Origin of the sequence: Janibacter sp. DB-40 (assembly GCF_029510815.1) — a bacterium.
GTDB lineage: Bacteria > Actinomycetota > Actinomycetes > Actinomycetales > Dermatophilaceae > Janibacter.
Genome location: NZ_CP120360.1, coordinates 2,143,136 through 2,165,152 on the forward strand (window position 1 = coordinate 2,143,136; position 22,017 = coordinate 2,165,152).

A 22,017-nucleotide genomic window follows, 5' to 3' on the forward strand; every position below is an offset into this window, starting at 1 on the left:
CGTCGCCCAGCGGTCGCGTGGTCCGCGACGGGCGCGGCGCGGCGCCCGCGCCCCCCTTCCCCGGGTACGACGACGCCCCCGCCGGATCAGTCCGGCGGGGGCGTCGTCGTCGTGCAATCAGAGGTGGGTCATGTGACCCGCGATCCCCTCGACGGCCTCCTTGAGCGCCTCGGAGAGGGTCGGGTGGGCGAAGACGTTCCGGGCGACCTCGTCGGCCGTCAGGTCCCACTGCTGGGCCAGGGTCAGCGCCGGCAGCAGCTCGGTGACGTCGGGTCCGATCATGTGCGCGCCGAGGATCTCGTTGTACTCGGCGTCGGCGACGACCTTGACGAAACCGGTCGGGTCACCGAGCCCCACCGCCTTGCCGTTGGCGCTGAAGGGGAAGGTCGCGGTCTTGACGTCGAAGCCCTTCTCCTTCGCCTGCTCCTCGCTGTAGCCGAAGGAGGCGATCTGCGGGTGGCAGTAGGTCGCCCGTGGGATGAAGTCGTACTCCACCGGCATCGTCTCCGCGCCGGACATGTGCTCGGCTGCGACGACGCCCTGGGCCTCCGCGGTGTGCGCGAGCATCAGCTTGGCGGTGCAGTCACCGACGGCGTAGACGTTCTCGACGTTGGTGCGGCAGTACTCGTCGATGGCGATGGCGCCGCGCTCGGTCACCTCGACCCCGGCCGCGTCCAGACCGAAGCCCTCGACGCGCGGCGAGAAGCCGATGGCCGAGAGGAGCTTGTCGGCCTCCAGGACCTGCTCCTCGCCCTTCGCGGTCACGGTGACCTTGACGCCCGAGCCGGTGTCCTCGACGGACTCGACCTTGGTCGAGAGCATGACCTTCACGCCGAGCTTCTTGTAGTGCTTGAGCAGCTCCTTGGAGACGGCCGGGTCCTCGGTGGGGACCATCCGGTCGAGGAACTCGACGATCGTCACGTCCACGCCGAAGTTCTTCATGACGTAGGCGAACTCGACGCCGATCGCTCCGGAGCCGGCGATGATCATCGAGCCCGGCAGGTTCTCGTCGAGGATCTGCTCCTCGTAGGTGACGACGTTGTCGCTGACCTCGACACCGGGGAGCATCTTGGTCGTGGCCCCGCTGGCGATGATCAGCTTGTCGAAGGTCACCGACCTCGTCTCGCCGTCGTTGAGCTCGACGTCCATCGACGTGGCCGAGGTGAGGGTGCCCCAGCCGTCGATCTCGGTGATCTTGTTCTTCTTCATCAGGAAGTGGACGCCCTTGACGATGCCGTCGCTCACCTGGCGGGAGCGCTTGTGCGTCGGGCCGTAGGACATCGTGGCGTCGCCCTCGATGCCGAACTTCTTCTTGTCGTGCGTCAGCGTGTGCGCCAGCTCGGCGTTCTTGATCAGCGCCTTGCTGGGGATGCACCCGACGTTGAGGCAGACACCACCCCAGTACTGCTTCTCCACGACGGCAACGCTCTTGCCGAGCTGCGCTGCGCGGATCGCCGCGACGTATCCACCGGGTCCTGCACCGAGCACTACGAGGTCGAAGTCAGCCATGCGGGACAGCCTAACCACCAGAACGTGGCGTGCACCACGCAGGTCGTACCCGGTCGACCGGCGCCGGTCAGCGCTCACCCCGGGCGAGCTCCTCGTGGATCTCCCGGGCGACCGGCGCCGCCGTCGCCCCGCCGGTCCCGCCCTGCGAGACGACGACCCCGACGACGTACCGGGGGGCATCGACGGGCGCGTACGAGACGAACCAGGCGGTGTCCTGCTTCCCGTGGACCTCGGCGGTCCCGGTCTTGCCCGCGACCGGCCACTCGCGCAGCGGGAAGCCGGCGAAGGCGGAGTGGGCGGTGCCGTCGGGCTCGGCCACGACGTCCTGCAGCGCCCGGCGCAGCAGGTCCCCCGACTGCCCCGGCAGCTCGATGCTGCCCGAGTCCCCGACGGCCAGGGCGGTGCGGCGCCCGTCGGCCGTGACGGTCGCCCGCCCCAGGTGCGGGGACGGGACCCGCCCGTCCCGGGCGATGGTGCCGAAGACGGTCGACATCTGCAGCAGGGTGGCGGTGACGTCGCCTTGCCCGATCGACAGGTTGGCCTCGTCACCCGGGCGGAAGAGGTGTCCGCTCTCGCAGTTCTCCCGGGCCAGCGCCTCGAGGTAGCGCGCGTCGGCACGATCGGCCATGTCCGGGTACCCGATCTCCGCACGCCGGCAGGACTCCTCCTTCGTGCTCTCCCACCACTCCTGCTTCCACTCCCGGTCGGGGATGCGACCCGCCGACTCGGCGGGGAGGTCGACGCCCGTGGGCGACCCGAGACCGAGCTGCCGGGCGGTGCGGATGAGCGGGTCGCCGCCGTCGTCCTCGGCGTCCGGGCCACCCTGGGCGCGCCACACGTCCTCGGCCACGCGGTAGAAGACGGTGTCGCAGGAGACGGTGATCGCCCGGCGCCACGAGATCCAGCCGTAGGAGCGCGACTCGTAGTTGCTGAAGGTGCGGTCGCCGATCCGGTGGGACGAGGAGCAGTTGACCTGCTCGTCGAGGTCGACCCCGGAGGCGACCGCTCCCGGCAGGGAGACGACCTTGAAGGTGGACGCCGGCGGCTGCGCCACGGTGCTGACGCGGTCGATGAGGGGGCTGTCCGCCCCCTTCGTCAGGCGGTCGTACTCCTGCTGGGTCACTCCCCGGGACCAGACCGAGGGGTCGTAGGTCGGCAGGCTGGCCGAGGCGACGATCCCGCCGTCCCGCAGGTCGAGGACGACCGCCGCGGCGGTGTCGGCCGCGTCCCCGCGATCGCGGGCGGCCTGCACCCCCTCGGCGAGCGCCTCCTCCGTCACCCGCTGCACCCCCCGGTCGAGGGACGTCACGAGGTCCTTGCCGGGGGTGGGCTCGGTGCGGTCGGCCTCCTCGATGGCGAGGCCGCGGGCGTCGACGCGCACCGTGCGGTGCCCGGGGCGACCGCGCAGCACCTCGTCGTACTGCAGCTCCAGGCCCGCGGCCCCGACGAGGCCCTCACCGGTGATCGCCCCGTCCGACTCCGCCACGGCCTCCGCCGTCGGCCGGGTCAGGTAGCCGATGGTCTGCGCGGCGCCACCTCCGTCGGCCCCGAGGTAGGAGCGCACCGGCTGGGTCGTCACGCTCACGCCCGGATAGCGCTCCGGACGCTCGCCGAACGCGGCGGCCCGCCCGGGGTCGACGTCGACCGCGAGGGGTACCGGCACCAGGGGCGACCCCGGCCAGCACAGCGGTGGGTCGGCTGCCCCCGGGGCGCCGCAGAGGGTGGTCCTCCCCCACAGGCGGGCGAAGGGGAGGTCCAGCGCCCGTGCGACGCGACGGACGGTCGCGCGTCCGCCGTCCTCGGCGTCGGCGAGCGCCGCCCGGTCGATGGTGACGTCGGTGCGCACCGCGTTGTCGACGATCGGCCGCCCGTGGCGGTCGAGGATGCGACCACGCAGCGCGGGCAGGGGGACGACCGCCGTCACGGGGCCGCTGACGCCGTCGGCCTCCTCGTGGTCGGTCAGCTGCAGCTGCCCGAGCCGTCCGAGCAGCACCCCCGCGAGCAGGAGCAGGACCCCGAGCGAGGCGAGCATGCGCACCTGCAGGCGGGGGGCGGCGCGGCTCATGCCCACCGCCGGGTGACGAGCGCCGCCTCCAACCGCCCGACGAGCCCGACGAGCACGAGCCCGACGGTCGCCGTGGCGAGGACCTCCCACGCGAGAGCGCCCCAGGCGATCGGGCGGGCGCTGGCCAGGTCGACGAGCACCGGGAGCGCGCGGGCGACGACCACCGCGGCAGCGGTGACGGGGACCGGCCACCACCACGGGTGACCGGCACGGCGACGGGCCGTCCCGGCGAGCCATCCCGCGGCCGCGTACCCGAGGGCGGAGACCCCGAGCGGGTCGGCCACGGGCGGGGCGAGGTCGAGCAGCCACCCGCCGAGGAGACCCGTCAGTGCGCCGGCCCACGACCCCGACACGAGCGCGACGCCGACGACGACGACGAGGACGAGGTCCGGCGGGGTGACCACCCCGCGCGCGCCCAGAGCGAGCACGGCGACGAGCGCCGCTGCGAGGAGCAGCAGCCGCAGGGGCCAACGCAGTCCGGTCACGACGGGGGCTCCTCCCGGCCGGTGACGACGGCGACGACGTCGAGCGAGGTCAGCTCGACGGCCGGGTCGACGCGGGCGGTGTCGGTGAGCGCGCCGGGGGACGCTCGACGTCCGTGACGGTGCCGACGGTGATGCCCGGCGGGTAGGGGCGGCCATTCGGGCTGCCCAGGGTGACGACCTCGTCGCCGGCCCCGACGGCGTCGCGCCCGAGCTGGGTGACGACGAGCTCGTCCGCGTCGTGGGAGGTGGTGGGGTCGGACCCGGTCAGGGTGCCGATGACCCCCTTCGCCCCGGTGCGCACGCCGACCCCGGCGCGGGGGAGCCGATGACCTCGACGTCGGAGCTCCACCTGCCGACCTCCACGACGCGACCGACGAGGCCCCCGGGGCGATGACGGCGCTGTCGGGCCGGACCCCGTCCCGTCGCCCGACGTCGATGGTGACGCGCTCGGGGCCGGACGCCCCGGCGCGCTCGAGGGCCACGACCCGGGCCGTCGTCGTCGTGATCCCCGTGACCGGGAGGTCGTCGGCCTGCGAGGCGACCCGGCGCTGCTCCTCGAGGCGGCGCACCTGCTCCTCCAGGCGCAGGTTCTCGCGCGCCAGGGCGTCGACGCGGTCCCCTCCCGGCGCGACGAGGCGCTCGACCGGGCCGAGGACGGCGGCGCCCGCCCCCCGCAGGGGGCCCAGGGGCGCTCCGGCGACGTCCGCGAGGAGGACGACGAGGGTCAGGGCCAGCAGGGCGAGCAGCAGACGACGCATCAGAAGCGGTGCCCGTCGACGAGGACGGGCCGGAGGGCGGCGAAGTCGTCGATGCACCGTCCGGCACCCCGGGCGACCGCGCGCAACGGCGCGTGGGCGACGGTGACCGGGACCCCGAGCTCGTGGCGCATCCGCTCGTCGAGCCCACGCAGGAGCGCACCCCCGCCGGTGAGGGTGATCCCGCGCTCGAGGACGTCCCCCGCCAGCTCCGGCGGGCAGCGGTCGAGCACCTCGCGCACGAGGGCGATGACCGTCCCGATGGGCTGCGCGATGGCCCGACGGATCTCGGCCGAGCCCACGTCGACCGTCTTGGGCAGTCCGGTGACCAGGTCGCGTCCGCGCACCCGGGTGCTCACCTCGGTCGCGAGCGGGAAGGCCGACCCGACCGTGACCTTGATGTCCTCGGCGCTGCGCTCGCCCAGCAGCAGCGAGAGGTCGCGGCGCACGTGGTCGGCGATCGCCTCGTCCACCGCGTCACCGGCCGTGCGGGTGCTGCGGGAGGCGACGATCCCCCCGAGCGCGATCACGGCCACGTCGGTCGACCCGCCGCCGATGTCGACGACCATCGAGGCCCGGGTGTCGGTCACCGGGAGCCCGGCGCCGATCGCGGCCACCATCGGCTCCTCGACGAGGTAGACCCGTCGGGCTCCGACGCGCAGGGCCGTCTCCTCGACGGCCCGCCGCTCGACGCCCGTGATGTCACTGGGGATGCACACGACGACCCGGGGGCGCACGATGCTCGACATGCCGACACGCTCGGTGAACCAGCGCAGCATCTGCTCGGCGGCGTCGGGCTCGCTGATGACCCCACCCCGCAGGGGGCGGACGGCGCGCACCGCCCCGGGGGTGCGGCCGAGCATCTCCTTCGCCCGGCGACCGGCAGCCACGAGCTCGCCGGTCTCGACGCTCAGGGCGACCACGCTGGGCTCGTCGAGGACCACGCCCCGCTCCCGCGAGTGGATCAGGGTGTTGGCGGTCCCCAGGTCGATCGCGAGATCGCGCGACATGCCCTGGAAGGCACGGCGCAGGCGCGTCCCCCCGGCCACCTCAGAGGCCGGGGAACCAGATGCCGATCTCGCGCTCGGCGGACTCCGGGGAGTCCGAGCCGTGCACGATGTTCTCGTCGACCGTGCCGGACCACTTGCGGCCGAGGTCGCCGCGGATCGTGCCCGGGGCCGCCTCGGTCGGCTTGGTCGCACCGGCGAGGGACCGGAAGCCCTTGATGCACTCCTCGCCCTCGATGACCACGGCCGCGGCCGGACCGGAGGACATGAACTCCAGCAGCGGCTCGTAGAAGGGCTTGCCCTCGTGCTCCGCGTAGTGGGCGGCGAGCTGCTCGCGCGTCGGGGTGACCACCGCGAGCGCGGCGAGGGTGTACCCCTTCGCCTCGATCCGGCGGATCACCTCGCCGGTGAGGCCACGACGGAAACCGTCGGGCTTGACGAGGATGAGGGAGCGTTCGGTCTGCATGGTCTCGGTCACGGGCCCAGCGTAGTCACGCCGCGATGGTGCCCGTGCCCAGCAGGGCGAACAGGCCCAGGGCGAGGACGATGCGGTAGATCATGAAGGGGGTGAAGGTGTGCGTGGTGATGTACCGCATGAACCACGCGATGACGGCGTAGCCGACGGCGAACGCCACGGCCGTCGCCGCCCAGATCGGACCCCAGTTGGCACCCGAGCCCTCGGCCTCCCCGCGCAGGACCTCCACGACCTGCAGTCCGCCGGAGGCGAGCACGGCGGGGATGGCGAGCAGGAAGGAGTAGCGGGCCGCGGCCTCGCGGGTGTACCCCATGAAGAGACCACCGGCGATCGTCCCGCCGCTGCGCGAGACACCGGGGACGAGTGCCAGCGCCTGCCACAGCCCGTAGAAGATGCCGTGCTTCCACGTCAGCTCCGTCAGCCGGCGCTCCTGCCGGCCGACCCGCTCGGCCACCATGATGACCAGCGCGAAGACGAGCAGCATCGTGGCGGTGATCCACAGGCTCCGCAGGTCGGTCTCGATCTGGTCCTTGAAGAGCAGGCCGAGCACACCGATGGGGATGCTGCCGGCGATGACGAGCCACCCCATGCGCACGTCGGGGTCGCTCTGGGGGACCTTGCCCACGAGCGCGAGGCACCACTGGCGGATGATCGTGACGATGTCCCGCCAGAAGTAGATGAGCACCGCGGTCTCGGTCCCGAGCTGGGTGATCGCCGTGAAGGCCGCGCCGGGGTCGTCCTGGCCGATCAGCTGCCCGACGATCGAGATGTGGGCGCTGGAGGAGATCGGGAGGAACTCGGTCAGCCCCTGCACCAGGCCCAGGATCAGGGCGGTCAGGTAGTCCATCAGCGCTCCTGCTGCTGCTCGAGGGCCCGGGCGATCTGCTCACGGTCGACCCGGCGCCCCACGCGCTGGCAGTACCCGTACAGCACCGCGAAGAGGATGCCGACGAGGAACATCATCGTCACCCAGACACCGGAGAGGATCGACAGGACCTGCACGATCCACCCCAGGGCCGGGCCGAAGGGACGCTTCATCAGGCCGGCCGCGACGACCGCGAGGACCGCGAGCGCGCTCATCAGGGCGAAGGGGGTCAGGCCGGCGACGACCGGCTGCTGGTCCGGGTTGAGCCCGCGTGCGGTCAGCGCCCCGAAGAAGATGACCAAGGCCTGCCCACCGAGGACGGCGGCGAGCATGCGCCACATGAACTTGCCCTGCGGGCGCGCCCGATCGGGCGGGGTCCTGTCAGAAGTCACGGACGACAGGGTATGTCGCGCGCGGCCGTGCGCCACATCCGTCAGTCGTCACCGTCCGGCAGCTCGAGCGGCTGGACCTCCGGCTGCTTCACCGGCGCCTCGACCTCCGTGACCCCGAGGAGCAGGCGCACCTCGCCGACCGTGACGATCGAGCCGGTGGCGACGACGCCCCCGGACACGCCCCCTTCGTCGGCCAGCTGCGCGGCGTGGTCCAGCGCGTCCGGCAGCTCGTCGATGACGGTGACGCGGTGGTCACCGAAGACCTCCCCGGCGATCTCGCCGAGACGGGACGGGCGCATCGCCCGCGGGGAGGTGCTGCGGGTGATGACGACCTCGTCCAGTGCCGGCTCGAGCGACTCGAGGATCCCGACGACGTCCTTGTCGGTGAAGATCGAGATCACCCCGACCAGGCGGCCGAAGGTGAAGGAGTCCTTGAGCGCCTCGGCGAGGACGGCGGCCCCGTGCGGGTTGTGGGCGGCGTCGACGATGACCGTGGGACTGCGGCGCACGATCTCCAGGCGGCCGGGTGAGGTGGCCGCGGCGAGGCCGGCGGCGAGCACCTCCTCGGCCAGCGGCTGCTCCCCCCCGCCGAGGAAGGCCTCCACGGCCGCCACGGCGAGCGCGGCATTGTCCGCCTGGTGCGCCCCATGGAGGTTGAGCACCAGGTCGGGGTGGTCACCGGCGAGGCCGCGGAGGGAGACCATCTGACCGCCGACGGCGACCTCGCGCTCGAGCACGCCGAAGTCGGTGCCCGCGACGGCCAGCCGGGCGCCCACCTCCTCCGCGCGGTCGGCGAGGATGGCGGCGACGTCCGGGTCCTGGGGCGCGGAGACGACGATGGCGTCGGGGTGGATGATCCCGGCCTTCTCGTGGGCGATGTCCTGGACCGAGTCGCCGAGGAAGTGCTGGTGGTCGACACCGATCGGGGTGATGACGGCGACGTCCGCCTCGACGACATTGGTCGCGTCCCAGGAGCCGCCCATGCCGACCTCGACGATCGCGACGTCGATCGGGGCATCGGCGAAGGCGGTGTAGGCGAGGGCGACCAGGACCTCGAAGTAGGTCATCCGCGGCCCGCCCTCCGAGACCGAGCGGGTGTCGACCGCGTCGACGAAGGGGGCGATGTCCGCCCACGCGTCGAGGAAGGCCTCGCGGGTGATCAGCTCACCACCGATGGTGATGCGCTCGCGGATGTCCTGCAGGTGCGGGGAGGTGAAGCGGCCGGTCTTCAGGCCGGACTCGCGCAGGATCGACTCGATGATCCGCGCGGTCGAGGTCTTGCCGTTCGTGCCGGTGATGTGGATGACCGGCAGTGCGCGCTGCGGCTCCCCGAGCAGGTCCATGACCGCCCGGATGCGGTCGAGGCTGGGCTGGAGGTCGTGCTCGGGCGCGCGGGCGAGGATCCCGTCCTCGACCTCGCGCATCCGCTTGCGCAGCTCGAGCTCGTCGGCGGCCTGTCGCTGCTGGGCGTCGGGGGCTGGGCTCATGCGGGAGATTGTCCCATCGTCAGGCAGTGCGTCGTGCATGCAGGACCACGTCGTGCACGTGCTGCGTGGAGAGGGCGCCGGCCGGACGGGTCCGACGCTCCCCGGCCTCGATGACCCACCCCGCACGTCCCCTGATCGCGGCGAGGAACTCGCCGGTGTCGACGAAGGCCTCGTGGTCGAAGGGGCGCGTCTGCTCGACATCACCGCCGGCCAGGTCCATGTCGTGCGTGTCGTGGTTGATGACCACCAGGCGACCACCGCGCGCCACGGCGTCGAGCACGTTGGCCACGCCGCGCCCGTCGGGCGTCCGCGGGAGGGACGCGTACGCCGCGGTGACGAGGTCGTACTGCTTCCCGCCAAAGGGATCGGCCGCATTCGCGTCGGCCCGGAGGCGCTCCATCCGCAGGCCCCGCTCCCCTGCCGCCGCACCGACTCGCTCCAACGCGAGCTCGGAGATGTCGCTGGCCGTCACCCGCCACCCCTGCTGGGCCAACCAGAGGGCGTCGCCCCCTTCGCCCGCTCCCACGTCGAGAGCGGACCCCGGCGCCAGCCCCTCGACCTCGGCGACGAGGGAGCCGTTGGGGTTGCCGCTCCACTGCAGGCCACCGCAGTAGCGACCGTCCCAGTCCGCGGCGTGCGCGTTCGGCCGTGCCGCTGCCTGCAGGTCCTCCTGCGCGAGGTCGAAGCTGATCATGCTGCCCACCCGCGTGCCGGCCGCGGCGGTCGGCAGGACCTGCAGCATCGGCTCGGCGAGCGTGCCGACGGCGTAGACCCCGGGGGCAGCCGTGGCGCCCGTCATCGGGTCGGCCTCGACGTGCGTGGCGATTCCGGTGGGGTGCTCGCCGGCCGTCAGCCCCACCCCGGCGAAGGGGGCGACCCGGGCATGCAGTCGGGTCCCGATGAGCATCGCGTCGGCCTCGATGAAGCTGCCGTCCGCGAGGCGGACTCCGCTGAGCGCGCCGGCGTCGTCACTGAGGACCCGCTCGGCCCGCGCCACGACGACCTTCACCCCCGCCTCGCGCAACAGCTGCAGCTGCGGGTCATCCGCGGCCACACCCTCGTGGACCAGGACGGTGAGGTCACCGGTGAGCTGACGCAGCAGCGGCAGCGGGTGCAGACCCATCGGCGAGGTCACGAGCGCGACGAGGCGCTCGTCCCGGACCTCGTAGCCGTGGCAGAAAGGGCAGTGGATGACCGCGCCACCCCAGTGCTCGGCCAGGCCGGGCAGGTCGGGGAGCTCGTCGCTCAGGCCGGTCGCGGCGACGACCCGGCGGGCGTGGACCACGTGTCCACCACTGAGTGCGACACGGAAGCCGCCGTCCTCGCGGGTCACGTCGACGGCGCGACCGGTGAGCACCTCGGCGCCGTAGGAGCGCACCTCCTCACGCGCGATCCGCAGGAAGTCCGCGGGCGAGCGACCCTCGTGGCCGAGGTAGCTGTGCATCTGGTCGGCGGGCGCGTTCCGGGGCTCGCCGGAGTCGATGACGATCACCGACCGACACTGGCGGGAGAGCTGCAAGGTCGTGGCGAGGCCCGCGGCGGAACCGCCGACGACGGCCACGTCGACGTGTCGCTCGATGACGGACGGGGTGCTGTGGTCGTGGGTGCTCATGACGTTCAGCGTAGGCCGCTCTAGCGTATACTGCATACCTTCTTGCACTATTGGCAAGATCGAACCGAGAGGGCCCCATGAGCGAGATCGAGCAGACCGTCCGCACCCGACTGCGCGGGCTGCGCACAGCGCAGTCCCTCTCCCTCGACGACCTCGCCGCTCGCTCCCACCTCAGCCCCTCGACGATCAGCCGCATCGAGACGGGTAAGCGGGCGATCAGCCTCGACGTGCTCCTCCCCCTGGCCCGCGCGTTGCGCACGGACGTGGAGATGCTGCTCGCCGAGGACATCGACGAGGACGTGGTCATCCGCCCGGCACCGACGCACGAGGACGGTCGCACGACGTGGATGCTCACCAAGGCCACGGGCACGACGGCGGCGATGAAGGTCCGTCTCGAGCCGGCGACGACCAGGCCGCGGCAGCGCGTCCACCCGGGCCACGACTGGTTCTTCGTCCTCGAGGGACGGATCCAGCTCTTCCTCGGGGAGCGCACCGTCATGGTGGAGACGGGCGAGGCGGCCGAGTTCGAGACGATGACGCCGCACTCCTTCGCCGCAGTCGGCGGCCCGGCCGAGGTCATCATGATCTTCGACCAGGGCGGGCACCGAGTGCACCGCGACGACTAGGGATGCGTCTACGGGTCGAGCATGACGAACCGGAAGACCACACGACCGACCGCAGACCGTTGACACGTGACCTTTTGGTCACCTATTGTCGATGTCGTGACCGATGACGACCTCGTGTTCAGGGCGCTGGCGGATCCCACCCGCCGGCTGCTGCTGGACGCGCTCTTCGAGCAGGACGGGCGTACCCAGTCCGAGCTGGAGGAGGTCGTGCGGGAGCACACGGAAATGACGAGGTTCGGGGTGGCCAAGCACCTCCGGCTGCTCGAGGAAGCGAACCTCGTCGTCTCCCGCAAGCAGGGGCGGAGCAAGCGCCACTTCCTCAACGCCGTCCCCATCCAGGCGATCCACGACCGCTGGATCGACAAGTACACGGCGGTGCGGGCCTCCGCGCTGCTGGATCTCAAGAGAGCACTGGAGGACGAGTCATGAGCGAGACGCAGCAGGCGGTGCAGATCCACCGCATCTTCATCAACGCCAGCCCCGAGCAGGTCTGGGCGGCGATCACCACCCCGGAGTTCAGCCGGCTCTACGGGTACACCGGCGACGTGTCCTACGAGCTGGAGCCGGGCGGGCACTACGAGCACCGGGCGAGCGAGGAGATGCGCTCCATGGGCATGCCCGAGGTCGTCGTCACCGGTGAGGTCCTCGAGGCCGACCCACCCCGTCGCCTCGTGCAGACCTGGGCCCCGGTGTGGATCCCGGACGAGGAGCCGGGCACCGTCACCTGGGACATCGAGCCCACGGCGGACGGGGCGACCCGCCTCACGCTGACCCACGACCTCACGGGCCGGCCGCAGACGGCCGAGCAGGTCGCCGGCAACCCCGACCCGATGGGCGCCGGTGGCGGCGGCTGGCCGTGGGTCCTGTCCGGCATCAAGTCGGTCCTCGAGACGGGGGCTCCCATGGAGTCGGGCGCGTGGGAGCGCCAGGCCTCCGCCTCCTGACCGCAGCGCGAAGGGGGCCGGTCCCGGCCCCCTTCGCGCTCAGGCGAGCCCCATGACCCCCTTCATGTGGTCGATCACCTCGGCGTGCAGCTCGGCCGGGCTGAAGAGGATGACCTCCGCGTCGCTGAGCACCCGCACGCTGTGCCCACCGGGCCAGTGGAAGGCGTCACCGGCGGAGCACCGCTCCGACCCACCCTTGGCATAGCTGACCTCGACCTCGCCGGCGAGGACGTAGCCCCAGTGCGGCGCGTAGCACATGTCGTTGTGGAGGCCCTTGAGAAGCGGCGCGATGTCGGTCCCGGCGGCGAGCGAGAAGTACTCCGCTGCCATGGTGCCCGAGGCCGCACCGAAGTCCTGCTGATGGCGTGCCACCGCACCGGGTGCGTCGATGCGGACGGGGATCTTGTCCTTGAGGATGTGCATGATCGTCATCTCCTGTGCGCCTCGCCCTGGCAAGGCCGTGTGTCTTGGCACCTGATGGGCGTGACACGGCGCTGTCACACTGTGACAAGGCGGTGCGTGGCTCCTGGGAGGGGACATGGCGCAAGAGTGGTCCGACGTCAGCACGGCCCTCGCCCACGGCGAGTGGGCCCGGGCACTGACGCTGCTGGACGCCGCGACGGGACCGGAGGGTCAGGTCGCCCTGGAGCTGCGGGCGCAGGCGGCCTACGGGGCGGGTGACCTCGAGGGGTGCGTCGGCGCCTGGGAGCGTCTCTACGCCGTGCGGCTCGAGTGCGCTGACCCCGCCGGTGCAGCCGCTGCCGCCGCCAGCGCGGCCCTCTTCCTGCTCATCGACACCGGCCTGATGGCTCCGGTCCGCGGGTGGGTGGCCCGCGCGGGCCGTGCCCTCGAGGGCGTCGACGAGCCGACCGGGGCCGGCGCGATGATGGCCGCGGTGCTCACCTACGAGCGCTTCCTGTCCGGGGACGTCGACGCCGCCGCCCGCCACGCCCGGGTGGCCGTCGCCGTGGGATCCGAGCTCGGCCTCTCGCTGCCGGTCGCCTTCGGGCGCCTGGCCCAGGCGCGCCTGACCATCCTCGACGGCGAGGTCGAGCAGGGCCTGGCGCTCCTGGACGAGGTGGGGTCGACACTGATGTCCGGGGAGCTCGAGGACCTCGCCTCCGGGATGCTGATGTGCGAGGTGATCTGCGCCGCCCAGGGGGTCGGCGACCACGAGCGGGCCCGCGAGTGGACCGTGGTGATGGACGAGTGGCGTGGCGAGCGCGGCTTCGGCACGATCCACGGCCGCTGCCGGTTGCACAAGGCCGAGCTGCTGCGTCAGTCGGGGCCCGGGAGTGCGGCCGAGGCAGAGGCCCTGGCAGCGTGTGCGGAGCTGCGTCCGTGGATGCGCCGCGAGTTCGGCTGGCCGCTGACCGAGCTGGGGACCATCCGACTGCGCCGCGGTGACGTCAGCGGGGCGATGGAGGCGTTCGACGCCGCGGAGCACCACGGGTGGGCACCGCAGCCGGGCGCGGCCCTCCTGGCGCTCGCCTGCGGGGACGCGGACGCGGCGGCACGGGAGATCGCCGCGGCCCTCGCCGAGCCGGCCCACGTCCCCTCGAAGGAGCAACCCCCTTCGGCGAGCTGCGGCTGGCTCCCCTGCTGGAGGCGCAGGCGGAGATCGCCGCGGTGCGCGGGGACACCACGACGGCGGTTGCCGCATCCCGGCACTTCGCCGAGACGGCCCGACGGTTCCCGAGCCCCGGCCGCGAGGCGGCCCTCGCGCTCACCGAGGCCCGGGTCGAGCTCGCCACGGGACACCCTGGCCGGGCACGGGAACGGGCGAGGCACGCGGCCGAGCTCTTCGACCGGATCGAGGAGGCCTTCCAGTCCAGCTGCGCGAGGGGCGTCCTGGGACAGGCGCTCGCACAGCTCGGCGACGAGGACGGCGCAGCGCGGTCGTGGGCCACGGCGTCCTCGGGCTTCGCGCGATTCGGGCCCTCGTACTGGGCACGCTCGCTGACGCGACCGGTCGCCCTCCGCGACGTGCCGCTCACCTCGCCCACCCGGCCGGCCCTCGGCGGGACCTTCACCGCGACCGGTGGACGGCGGACCGTCGGGTTCCTCGGCCGTGAGGTCGTCGTCCGCGACCTCACGGGGCACCGCGCCCTCGCCCGCCTGCTCGAGGCACCGGGGACGCACATCCCGGCCATCGACCTCGTCGAGGCTGGCCCCGGCCAGCCCCGCTCCCTCGACCACCGCGAGCTGCCGACCCGCCACGGCCCGGATGCGGGCCTGCCCGTCCTCGACGACCGCGCGCGGGCCGCCTACCGGCGACGTCTGGGCGAGATCGAGGCCGACATCGCCGACGCGGACGTCCGTGGAGATGCCGTCCGCTCCGAGCAGGCGCACGCGGATCGTGAGTACCTGGTCGCGGAGCTGGCCCGGGCCACCGGACTGGGTGGCCGTGAGCGCACCACCGGAGGCTCGACCGAGCGGGCCCGGACCAGTGTCACGCGGGCGATCCGGTATGCCATCACGACACTCGTGGAGCACCATCCCGAGGCGGCCGCGCACCTGCGCGCCCGCATCCGTACGGGCACCCACTGCTGGTACGAGCCCGACCCGGCGGCACCGGTGGACTGGGTGACGAGGGAGCTCAGAGCAGGGCGATGACCAGGGGGACGAGCAGGCTGGTCAGCAAGGCGGTCAGCCCCATCGACAGCCCGGCGAAGGCGCCCTCCGTGGGGTGGTCGTGCAGGGCGCGCGAGGTGCCGACCCCGTGCGACACGGCCCCCAGCGCCAGTCCCCGCGTGCGGTGGTCCCGGATGCGCAGCCGGTCGAGCAGGCCGGGCCCCAGGACGGCACCGAGCAGCCCGGCGAGCATCGTGAAGACCGCGACGAGCGCCGGCACGCCGCCGATCTGCTCGGCGATCCCGATCGCCACCGGTGTCGTCGCCGACTTGGGGGCCACGGTGAGCTCGAGCGCCCGGTCCCCGCCCAGCGCCCGGACCATCAGCACCGCGGAGCCGATGGACACCACGGTGCCCACCGGCAGTGCCACCAGGAGGGGCACGAACATCTCCTTGAGGTGGTGCGCCTGGCGGTGGAGCGGGACCGCCAGCGCCACCGTGGCCGGCCCGAGCAGCACGTGGATGAGCAGCCCGCCCTCCATGTACGTCCCGTAGTCGATGTCGACGGCGGCGACCAGGGCCATGACGAGGCCGGCGGCGATGAAGACCGGCTGGGCCAGGGGGTGACCGCCCGTGCGGTCCCGCAACCACACCCCGACCCGGTAGGCGAGCAGCGTGACGACGATCCACGTCAGCGGCGACGTCCGCAGGTACTCCAGGGCGGCGCTCACGAGGCCTCCCCGGGCGTTGCCCCACCGGTGACGCCGCGCCGGCGCACGAGCAGCGTCGCGAGGCCGGCCACGGTCACCAGCCCGGCCGCCCAGGAGAGGACCAGTCCGCCGGTGACCGGCACCCACTGCTCCCGGATGGCCGCCGCGTGCACCATGATCCCGACCGTCACCGGGACGAAGAGCAGCTGCAGGTGGCGCAGCAGGCCGTCGGCCACGCGCAGGGTCCCCGACCCCGGGCCCGGGCGGCGCACCGACAGCACGCCGAAGAGCAGCACCATGCCCAGCACCGGACCGGGGACGGGCAGGCCGAGCCAGCGCACCACCACCTCGCCCACGAGCTGGCAGCCGAGCAACCACAGCGCGCCGTTGATCATCCGGCCATCGTCACACGTCGTCCCCGGCGCCTCAGAGCCTGCTCACCTTGATCCGCACCCGCTCGCTGCCGGACAGATCGGCCTCGGCGACACCGTCGCCCAGGGGCAGCGCCTCGAGGGTCGGCGCGGAGCCGAACTGGCTCGCGAGCGTCTCCTCGACGACGAGGTTCTGGTGGGTGGCGACCGCCTCCCAGACCGGCTGGCTGCCGGTGATGGTCAGGCTGATCCGGTCCGAGACCTCCAACCCGGCGTCGCGGCGGGCCTGCTGGACCGCGCGGATGACGTCGCGGGCCAGGCCCTCGGCGGCCAGCTCCTCGGTGACCTCGGTGTCGAGGACGATGAAACCGCCCACGGAGCCGGGGAGCATCGCGGTGGCGCGCTGGCTCCCTTCGTCATCGGCCGCGACGGTCTCGAGCGTGTACTCGCCCTCGACCAGCTCGATCCCGCCGGAGGTGACGGTGCCGTCCTCGGCCACCGACCAGTCACCCGACTTCGAGCCCTTGATTGCCATCTGGACCTGCTTGCCCAGGCGCGGGCCGGCGGCACGCGCGTTCACGGCCAGCTTCCGGCTCACGCCGAACTGCTCGGCGGCCGGGTCGGCGATGTCGAGCAGGCTCACCTGACGGACGTTGACCTCGTCGGCGATGATCGCGCCGAAGTCGGCGAGCACCGCGGCGTCCGGGACGACGACGGTGAGGTCGCGCAGGGGCAGGCGGTTGCGCAGCTTGTTGGACTTGCGCAGCGCGCTGGCCGAGGAGCAGACCGCCCGGGCGGTGTCCATCGCCACGACGAGGTCGTGGTCGGCCGGCAGCAGGTCGGCGTCCGGCCAGTCGGCCAGGTGGACCGAGCGCCCCCGTCAGGCCGCGCCAGATCTCCTCGGCCGTCAGCGGGAGAAGGGGGGCGGCCACCCGGGTGAGGACCTCGAGGGCGGTGTAGAGGGTGTCGCAGGCGCGCTGCGCGTCGGTCAGGGCGCTCTCACCTGCCTCCCCGGTGGCCCAGAACCGCTCGCGGCTGCGCCGGATGTACCAGTTGGTCAGCACGTCGGTGAAGGAACGGGTCGTGTCGCAGGCACCGGCGATGTCGTAGTCGTCCAGGCGCGTGGTCGTCTCCTGGACGAACTCGCGCAGCTTGGCCAGCAGGTAGCGGTCCAGCGGGTCGGTGGAGTCGGTCGACCACCTCGCCTCGTAGCCGGATCCCCCAGAACCGCCCAGGGCGTTGGCGTAGAGGGAGAAGAACGAGTAGCTGTTCCACAGCGGGATGAGGACCTGGCGCACGCCCTCGCGGATCCCCTGCTCGGTGACGACGAGGTTGCCGCCGCGCAGGATCGGGCTGGACATGAGGAACCAGCGCATGGCGTCGGCGCCGTCGCGGTCGAAGACCTCGGAGACGTCCGGGTAGTTGCGCAGCGACTTCGACATCTTCTGCCCGTCGTTGCCCAGGACGATCCCGTGGCTGATGCACGAGGAGAAGGCCGGGCGGTCGAAGAGCGCGGTCGCCAGCACGTGCAGGGTGTAGAACCAGCCCCGCGTCTGGCCGATGTACTCCACGATGAAGTCGCCCGGGAAGTGGTGCTCGAACCACTCGGCGTTCTCGAACGGGTAGTGCACCTGCGCGTAGCTCATCGACCCGGAGTCGAACCACACGTCGAGCACGTCCTCGACGCGGCGCATCGTGCTCCGGCCGCTCGGGTCGTCCGGGTTGGGACGGGTCAGGTCGTCGACGAAGGGGCGGTGCAGGTCCGGCCGGCCGTCCGCGTCGACCGGCAGGCGACCGAAGTCGCGCTCGATCTCGTCGAAGGAGCCGTAGACGTCGATCCGCGGGAAGGCCGGGTCGTCGGACTTCCACACCGGGACGGGGCTGCCCCAGAAGCGGTTGCGGGTGATCGACCAGTCGCGGGCGTTCTCCAGCCACCTGCCGAACTGGCCGTGCTTGACGTGCTCGGGCGTCCAGGTGATCTGCTCGTTGTTGGCGAGCATCCGGTCCTTGATCGCCGTGACCTCGACGAACCAGGACTCGACACCCTTGTAGATCAGTGGCTGGCGGCAGCGCCAGCAGTGCGGGTAGGAGTGCTCGTAGGACTCGCGGCGCAGGAGGATGGTCCCGGGGGTGACCGAGTCGGTCTGCTCCCCGCGGGTGGTGGCCTTGAGCGCGTCGATGATCGGGCCGTTGGCGTCGAAGACGAGCAGACCGGCGTAGTCGGTGACGGGCGCGGTGAAGGTCCCGTCCTTGGCCACCGGCATGACCGCCTCGATGCCCTCGCGGTCGGTGACCTCCTTGTCGACCTCACCGAAGGCACCGGCGGTGTGCACCAGGCCGGAACCGTCGGTGGTCGTCACGGCATCGTCGGCGGCGACGACGCGGAAGGCGTTCTCGTGGCCGGCGTAGTACGACATCGGCGGCGTGTAGGTGCGTCCGACGAGCTGGGCACCGGTGTAGCGGCCGAGGACCCTCGGCTCGTCACCGAGCTCGCGGGCGTAGGCACCCAGCCGGGCCTCGGCGAGCAGGTAGCGCGCGGACTCGCCCTCGACGCCCGGCACCGGCGCCTCGACGACGACGTAGTCGATCTCGGAGCCGACCATGACGGCCAGGTGGCTCGGCAGGGTCCACGGGGTCGTCGTCCACACGAGGAGGTGGGCACCGTCGAGCACCGGGTCCTCGCCGGTCGTGTCCATCCGCAGGCCGACGGTGACCGAGGGGTCCTGGCGCTGCTGGTAGACCTCGTCGTCCATGCGCAGCTCGTGGTTGGACAGCGGGGTCTCGTCCTGCCAGCAGTACGGCAGCACGCGGAAGCCCTCGTAGACCAGACCCTTGTCGTACATCGACTTGAAGGCCCAGATGACCGACTCCATGAAGCCGGGGTTGAGCGTGCGGTAGTCGTTGTCGAAGTCGACCCAGCGCGCCTGCCTGGTGACGTAGTCGCGCCACTCCCCCGTGTACTTCAGCACCGACTCGCGGCAGGCCTCGTTGAACTTCTCGATACCGAGCTCGCGGATCTCGTCCGTGGTCTTCAGGCCGAGCTGGCGCATCGCCTCGAGCTCGGCCGGCAGCCCGTGGGTGTCCCACCCGAAGCGGCGCTCGACCCGCTTGCCGCGCATCGTCTGGTAGCGCGGGATGACGTCCTTGACGTAGCCGGTGAGCAGGTGACCGTAGTGCGGCAGGCCGTTGGCGAAGGGGGGTCCGTCGTAGAAGACGAACTCGTTCGCCCCGTCCGTGCCGGGGTCACGCTGGTCGATCGAGGCCTGGAAGGTGCCGTCGGCCTCCCAGTAGCGCAGCACGTGCTGCTCGATGTCCGGGAAGGACGGGGAAGAGGCGACGGTGGTCGCGTCGGTGGTGGAGACCCTGGGGTAGGTCATCGCGGCGGCTCCGGGGTGGTCGGCGTGGTCAGCTCCTGCCACGAGGACGATGACGTTGCCTCAGCACACGCACCGCGGTACCACCCCGCTTGCCCCGCCCCCTTCGGACGAAGGGAGGAGACCGCTCTTGGTCGATCGGTCGTGACGTGACCACCCGTCCGGGTCTAGTGAAGTGCCGCCGGCACTCGTTCTTCCGGAAGGCTCGCCGCTGATGACGGCTCGAACGCCTGTGGTCACCCAGTGTAGGGCAGCGGGTAGCATGGCCACAGCACTGCCGAGAGGCAGACGCGACCCGTTGGGGGAAGCCGGTGCGAATCCGGCGCTGTCCCGCAACCGTGAAGCCGCTCGTCGGCCAGCCGGAACACCCACGGATCGCGAGGCTCCGCCACACCCGTCGAGGACAACGGGTCGAGCCCCAGACGCGCACAGCGCCCGGGTCACGACCAGTCGGTCCCAGCTCGAAAGGTCGCACCATGCGTTCCGTCTCCACCCTCGCCCTCACCGCCTCCCTCGGCGCCGTGGGCCTGGCCCTGGCTCCTGCTGCGTCCGCCGCCGCCCCGGACGCCTCCGTGCACTACCTCGCCGACCGGCTCGCCGACGGCGACGACCGCCTGCTCGTCGAGGCCGGCGGGCAGAGCTACGCCGACCACGGCCTGACCATCGACGCCGTCCTCGGCATGAGCGCTGCGGGGACCGGTGGTGACGCGGCCGCGGCCGCCACCGACTGGGTCGTCGCCAACTCGGGCGACTACATCGGTTCCGGCGAGGAGGCGTACGCGGCCGCGACCGCCAAGCTGCTGACCTTCGCCGGCGCCCGGGGTCTCGACCCCCGGGACGTTGCCGGCGTCGACCTCGTCGCGCAGTTGCGCTCGCTCGAGCAGGGCAACGGCCAGTTCGCCGACCAGTCGGAGTACGGCGACTACTCCAACACCCTGGGACAGTCCTTCGCCCTCATCGGGCTCGAGCGCGCCGACGTCAACCCCTCCACCGCCGCCGTGGACTTCCTGCTCGCACAGCAGTGTGACGACGGTGGCTTCCGGCTGACCTTCGACAAGCCCGACGAGCCCGACGACGACGCGTGCGTCTCCGACCCCGATGCCACGTCGACCGCCGTCCAGGCACTCGACGTGGTCGGGGGGCACGACGCGAGCGTCCAGGACGCTGCCGAGTACCTCGTCGGCCGCCAGGGCGCTGACGGCGGCGTCGCGGGCGGGACCACCACCGAGGGCGTCAACGCCAACAGCGCCGGTCTGGCCGCCGTCGCCTTCCGCCTCGCCGGCCGCGACGACGCCCGCACCCGGGCGCTGCAGTACCTCGAGTCGTTGACCTTCGGCTGCGACACCCCTGCACTGGCCGGTGGGATCGCCTACAACCGGGCCGACTTCGACGCCGCCACCGCCCAGGGAGCCGACGCGCAGCCGGACGGCACCATCACCCGCACCACCGCCCAGGCGATCCTGGGCCAGACCGACGAGTCCTACGCCACGGTCAGCGCCGCGGGTCAGTCTGCGGCCACGCCGACGCTCGAGTGCGCGACCACCGAGCCGACCGACGACGCCACGGACGGTCCCGCCGCCGACAACACGACCGAGCCGACCGACAGCGCCACCGAGTCGACCGACGAGGCCACGGGCGGTCCCGCCGACGAGGCGGCCGGGGACACCGCTGCTCCCGAGCCGGAGCGCCCGGAGGTCGTGCAGACCGACGGTGCCACCACCGGCACGCCCGACCTCCTGCTCGCACTCGGTGCGGGTGGCCTGACCGCCGCCGTGGTCGTCGTCGTCCGACGTCGCGCGGCCTCGCAGCACAGCTGATGCTGCTCGCCACGGCCCGACTCACCGCCGCCGCCCTCCTCGCGGGCGGTGGCCTCGCCCTGGCCGCGCCCGCGCAGGCGGCTGGCTGCAGCGGCCCGAGCGGGGTGACGGTCGTCGTCGACTCCGGCGGTTCCAGCCAGGTGCGGTGCGCCGCCGGCGACCCGCCCTCTGCCGGCGCCGCGATCGAGCAGGCCGGTTTCAGCGTCACCCGGGTGCAGTCCCAGCCCGGAGCGATCTGCCGGATCGACGGCCTCCCGGCGGAGATCGGCTGCCGGATGATGCCCCCCACGGACAACTACTGGTCCTTCCACCACGCGCAGGCCGGCGGCTCGTGGACCTACTCCAGCCGAGGGTTCTACGACTACGACCCCGCCCCGGGCAGCGTCGTGGGGGCGAGCCTGGGATCCGGCGGGGCGCCCGGCACGGCACCGCCGGCCGCTCCCGCCCCGTCCCCGACCAGCACCCCGACGCAGCGGTCGACGCCCGCGCCGACCTCCAGCGCCCCCGCCGCGCAGGGCGGCACCGGCGGCACCGGCAGCGGGTCCACCGGCAGCGATCCGGGCGGCTCGAGCGGGTCGTCGCCCCCTCCGACGCGACGGCGCCGCCCGCGAGCCGCACCGAGGCCTCCGCCCCGACCGGCTCCGACTCCGGCACCTCGTCCTCCCCCACGGCGACATCCGGGAAGGCAACGGGGACGAAGGAGACGAAGCGGGCGAAGGAAGAGAAGGAGACCAGCGCCAAGAAATCGAAGAGCTCGTCGACCACCCCGCGCACGTCGGGGGACACCCCGTCCGGCAGCCCGTCGGACGAGGCGGTCGCCGCCGCGGACGAGGCCGCGGCCTCCGGGGACGACGGCAGTGCCCTCGTCCCCGCCCTCGTCGGAGGCGGTCTGCTCACCGCCCTCGCCGGCGGCGTCGTCGTGATGGCCCGACGACGAGGGGACTGACCTC

20 protein-coding genes, 1 pseudogene and 1 riboswitch are annotated in these 22,017 nt (G+C 72.6%); of the genes and pseudogenes, 7 read left to right on the forward strand and 14 right to left on the reverse strand.

Features of this window, described 5'->3' with window-relative positions; genetic code table 11:
• Positions 1 to 117: 117 nt before the first annotated feature.
• The 10 genes from lpdA to PVE36_RS10195 all read right to left on the reverse strand — a co-directional run bounded on the left by lpdA (position 118) and on the right by PVE36_RS10195 (position 10,652).
• The gene (gene lpdA / locus PVE36_RS10150; protein WP_277452113.1) at positions 118 to 1,509 is read right to left on the reverse strand and encodes a dihydrolipoyl dehydrogenase; all 1,392 of its coding nucleotides are present in this window, start codon (positions 1,507 to 1,509) and stop codon (positions 118 to 120) included.
• A gap of 67 nt (positions 1,510 to 1,576) precedes the next feature.
• Positions 1,577 to 3,574 (reverse strand): penicillin-binding transpeptidase domain-containing protein, encoded by a 1,998-nt coding sequence (locus PVE36_RS10155; RefSeq protein WP_277452114.1) that lies wholly within the window; start codon positions 3,572 to 3,574, stop codon positions 1,577 to 1,579.
• Positions 3,571 to 4,059: a rod shape-determining protein MreD gene (gene mreD, locus PVE36_RS10160; protein ID WP_277452115.1), complete on the reverse strand. Its 489-nt coding sequence runs from the start codon at positions 4,057 to 4,059 to the stop codon at positions 3,571 to 3,573. Before mreD ends, PVE36_RS10155 begins: the two co-directional genes overlap by 4 nt.
• On the reverse strand, positions 4,056 to 4,817 hold the full coding sequence (locus tag PVE36_RS10165; RefSeq protein WP_277452117.1) for a hypothetical protein: 762 nt from the start codon (positions 4,815 to 4,817) through the stop codon (positions 4,056 to 4,058). The genes mreD and PVE36_RS10165 overlap by 4 nt, the downstream gene beginning before the upstream one ends.
• Positions 4,817 to 5,824, reverse strand: a complete 1,008-nt coding sequence (locus PVE36_RS10170) for a rod shape-determining protein (RefSeq protein ID WP_277452119.1) — start codon at positions 5,822 to 5,824, stop codon at positions 4,817 to 4,819. The genes PVE36_RS10165 and PVE36_RS10170 overlap by 1 nt, the downstream gene beginning before the upstream one ends.
• A 40-nt stretch (positions 5,825 to 5,864) precedes the next feature.
• On the reverse strand, positions 5,865 to 6,287 hold the full coding sequence (gene ndk / locus PVE36_RS10175; protein WP_277455816.1) for a nucleoside-diphosphate kinase: 423 nt from the start codon (positions 6,285 to 6,287) through the stop codon (positions 5,865 to 5,867).
• Between the two features lie 25 nt (positions 6,288 to 6,312).
• Positions 6,313 to 7,143, reverse strand: a complete 831-nt coding sequence (locus PVE36_RS10180) for an undecaprenyl-diphosphate phosphatase (RefSeq protein ID WP_277452120.1) — start codon at positions 7,141 to 7,143, stop codon at positions 6,313 to 6,315.
• The gene (locus tag PVE36_RS10185; protein ID WP_277452121.1) at positions 7,143 to 7,553 is read right to left on the reverse strand and encodes a DUF4233 domain-containing protein; all 411 of its coding nucleotides are present in this window, start codon (positions 7,551 to 7,553) and stop codon (positions 7,143 to 7,145) included. The genes PVE36_RS10180 and PVE36_RS10185 overlap by 1 nt, the downstream gene beginning before the upstream one ends.
• 41 nt (positions 7,554 to 7,594) lie before the next feature.
• The gene (locus PVE36_RS10190; RefSeq protein ID WP_277452123.1) at positions 7,595 to 9,040 is read right to left on the reverse strand and encodes a folylpolyglutamate synthase/dihydrofolate synthase family protein; all 1,446 of its coding nucleotides are present in this window, start codon (positions 9,038 to 9,040) and stop codon (positions 7,595 to 7,597) included.
• Positions 9,041 to 9,059: 19 nt separating this feature from the next.
• Positions 9,060 to 10,652 (reverse strand): bifunctional NAD(P)/FAD-dependent oxidoreductase/class I SAM-dependent methyltransferase, encoded by a 1,593-nt coding sequence (locus PVE36_RS10195; protein WP_277452124.1) that lies wholly within the window; start codon positions 10,650 to 10,652, stop codon positions 9,060 to 9,062.
• 77 nt (positions 10,653 to 10,729) lie between these two features.
• Here PVE36_RS10195 and PVE36_RS10200 point away from each other — a divergent pair, with 77 nt between their 5' ends.
• From PVE36_RS10200 to PVE36_RS10210, 3 genes are all read left to right on the forward strand, one after another.
• A complete protein-coding gene (locus PVE36_RS10200; protein WP_277452126.1) occupies positions 10,730 to 11,278 on the forward strand; it encodes an XRE family transcriptional regulator in 549 nt (182 codons plus the stop codon).
• A gap of 96 nt (positions 11,279 to 11,374) precedes the next feature.
• The gene (locus PVE36_RS10205; protein ID WP_277452128.1) at positions 11,375 to 11,707 is read left to right on the forward strand and encodes a helix-turn-helix domain-containing protein; all 333 of its coding nucleotides are present in this window, start codon (positions 11,375 to 11,377) and stop codon (positions 11,705 to 11,707) included.
• Positions 11,704 to 12,222, forward strand: a complete 519-nt coding sequence (locus PVE36_RS10210) for an SRPBCC domain-containing protein (RefSeq protein WP_277452131.1) — start codon at positions 11,704 to 11,706, stop codon at positions 12,220 to 12,222. The genes PVE36_RS10205 and PVE36_RS10210 overlap by 4 nt, the downstream gene beginning before the upstream one ends.
• A gap of 39 nt (positions 12,223 to 12,261) precedes the next feature.
• On the opposite strand, the gene PVE36_RS10215 is transcribed toward PVE36_RS10210, so the two are convergent.
• Positions 12,262 to 12,654 (reverse strand): hypothetical protein, encoded by a 393-nt coding sequence (locus PVE36_RS10215; RefSeq protein WP_277452133.1) that lies wholly within the window; start codon positions 12,652 to 12,654, stop codon positions 12,262 to 12,264.
• 106 nt (positions 12,655 to 12,760) lie between these two features.
• Between PVE36_RS10215 and PVE36_RS10220 the strand changes: the two genes are divergently transcribed.
• Positions 12,761 to 14,185 carry a hypothetical protein gene (locus PVE36_RS10220; protein ID WP_277452135.1) on the forward strand — a complete coding sequence of 475 codons (1,425 nt, stop codon included), beginning with the start codon at positions 12,761 to 12,763 and terminating at the stop codon, positions 14,183 to 14,185.
• Positions 14,186 to 14,208: 23 nt separating this feature from the next.
• Entirely contained in the window at positions 14,209 to 14,838 is a 630-nt protein-coding gene (locus PVE36_RS10225; RefSeq protein WP_277452137.1) for a hypothetical protein, read from the forward strand.
• On the opposite strand, the gene PVE36_RS10230 is transcribed toward PVE36_RS10225, so the two are convergent.
• The 3 genes and pseudogenes from PVE36_RS10230 to ileS all read right to left on the reverse strand — a co-directional run bounded on the left by PVE36_RS10230 (position 14,822) and on the right by ileS (position 19,253).
• Positions 14,822 to 15,526, reverse strand: a complete 705-nt coding sequence (locus PVE36_RS10230) for an LrgB family protein (RefSeq protein ID WP_277452138.1) — start codon at positions 15,524 to 15,526, stop codon at positions 14,822 to 14,824. The genes PVE36_RS10225 and PVE36_RS10230 overlap by 17 nt on opposite strands.
• Positions 15,523 to 15,900 carry a CidA/LrgA family protein gene (locus PVE36_RS10235; RefSeq protein ID WP_277452139.1) on the reverse strand — a complete coding sequence of 126 codons (378 nt, stop codon included), beginning with the start codon at positions 15,898 to 15,900 and terminating at the stop codon, positions 15,523 to 15,525. The genes PVE36_RS10230 and PVE36_RS10235 overlap by 4 nt, the downstream gene beginning before the upstream one ends.
• 31 nt (positions 15,901 to 15,931) lie before the next feature.
• Positions 15,932 to 19,253 (reverse strand): annotated as a pseudogene (ileS, locus tag PVE36_RS10240) (isoleucine--tRNA ligase).
• Between the two features lie 298 nt (positions 19,254 to 19,551).
• Positions 19,552 to 19,620, forward strand: a riboswitch (cobalamin riboswitch).
• A gap of 106 nt (positions 19,621 to 19,726) precedes the next feature.
• Here ileS and PVE36_RS10245 point away from each other — a divergent pair.
• Both PVE36_RS10245 and PVE36_RS10250 read left to right on the forward strand, forming a co-directional pair.
• Positions 19,727 to 21,067: a prenyltransferase/squalene oxidase repeat-containing protein gene (locus PVE36_RS10245; protein ID WP_277452140.1), complete on the forward strand. Its 1,341-nt coding sequence runs from the start codon at positions 19,727 to 19,729 to the stop codon at positions 21,065 to 21,067.
• A 331-nt stretch (positions 21,068 to 21,398) separates the two neighbouring features.
• Positions 21,399 to 22,013 carry a hypothetical protein gene (locus PVE36_RS10250; protein ID WP_277452141.1) on the forward strand — a complete coding sequence of 205 codons (615 nt, stop codon included), beginning with the start codon at positions 21,399 to 21,401 and terminating at the stop codon, positions 22,011 to 22,013.
• Positions 22,014 to 22,017 lie beyond the last annotated feature (4 nt).

Bases quoted from the DNA above. Each gene is read 5' to 3' on its own strand.
- lpdA (WP_277452113.1), bottom strand. From the start codon at position 1,509: ATGGCTGACTTCGACCTCGTAGTGCTCGGTGCAGGACCCGGTGGATAC.
- PVE36_RS10155 (WP_277452114.1), bottom strand. From the start codon at position 3,574: ATGAGCCGCGCCGCCCCCCGCCTGCAGGTGCGCATGCTCGCCTCGCTC.
- PVE36_RS10165 (WP_277452117.1), bottom strand. From the start codon at position 4,817: ATGCGTCGTCTGCTGCTCGCCCTGCTGGCCCTGACCCTCGTCGTCCTC.
- PVE36_RS10170 (WP_277452119.1), bottom strand. From the start codon at position 5,824: ATGTCGCGCGATCTCGCGATCGACCTGGGGACCGCCAACACCCTGATC.
- ndk (WP_277455816.1), bottom strand. From the start codon at position 6,287: ATGCAGACCGAACGCTCCCTCATCCTCGTCAAGCCCGACGGTTTCCGT.
- PVE36_RS10180 (WP_277452120.1), bottom strand. From the start codon at position 7,143: ATGGACTACCTGACCGCCCTGATCCTGGGCCTGGTGCAGGGGCTGACC.
- PVE36_RS10190 (WP_277452123.1), bottom strand. From the start codon at position 9,040: ATGAGCCCAGCCCCCGACGCCCAGCAGCGACAGGCCGCCGACGAGCTC.
- PVE36_RS10195 (WP_277452124.1), bottom strand. From the start codon at position 10,652: ATGAGCACCCACGACCACAGCACCCCGTCCGTCATCGAGCGACACGTC.
- PVE36_RS10200 (WP_277452126.1), top strand. From the start codon at position 10,730: ATGAGCGAGATCGAGCAGACCGTCCGCACCCGACTGCGCGGGCTGCGC.
- PVE36_RS10210 (WP_277452131.1), top strand. From the start codon at position 11,704: ATGAGCGAGACGCAGCAGGCGGTGCAGATCCACCGCATCTTCATCAAC.
- PVE36_RS10215 (WP_277452133.1), bottom strand. From the start codon at position 12,654: ATGACGATCATGCACATCCTCAAGGACAAGATCCCCGTCCGCATCGAC.
- PVE36_RS10220 (WP_277452135.1), top strand. From the start codon at position 12,761: ATGGCGCAAGAGTGGTCCGACGTCAGCACGGCCCTCGCCCACGGCGAG.
- PVE36_RS10235 (WP_277452139.1), bottom strand. From the start codon at position 15,900: ATGATCAACGGCGCGCTGTGGTTGCTCGGCTGCCAGCTCGTGGGCGAG.
- PVE36_RS10245 (WP_277452140.1), top strand. From the start codon at position 19,727: ATGCGTTCCGTCTCCACCCTCGCCCTCACCGCCTCCCTCGGCGCCGTG.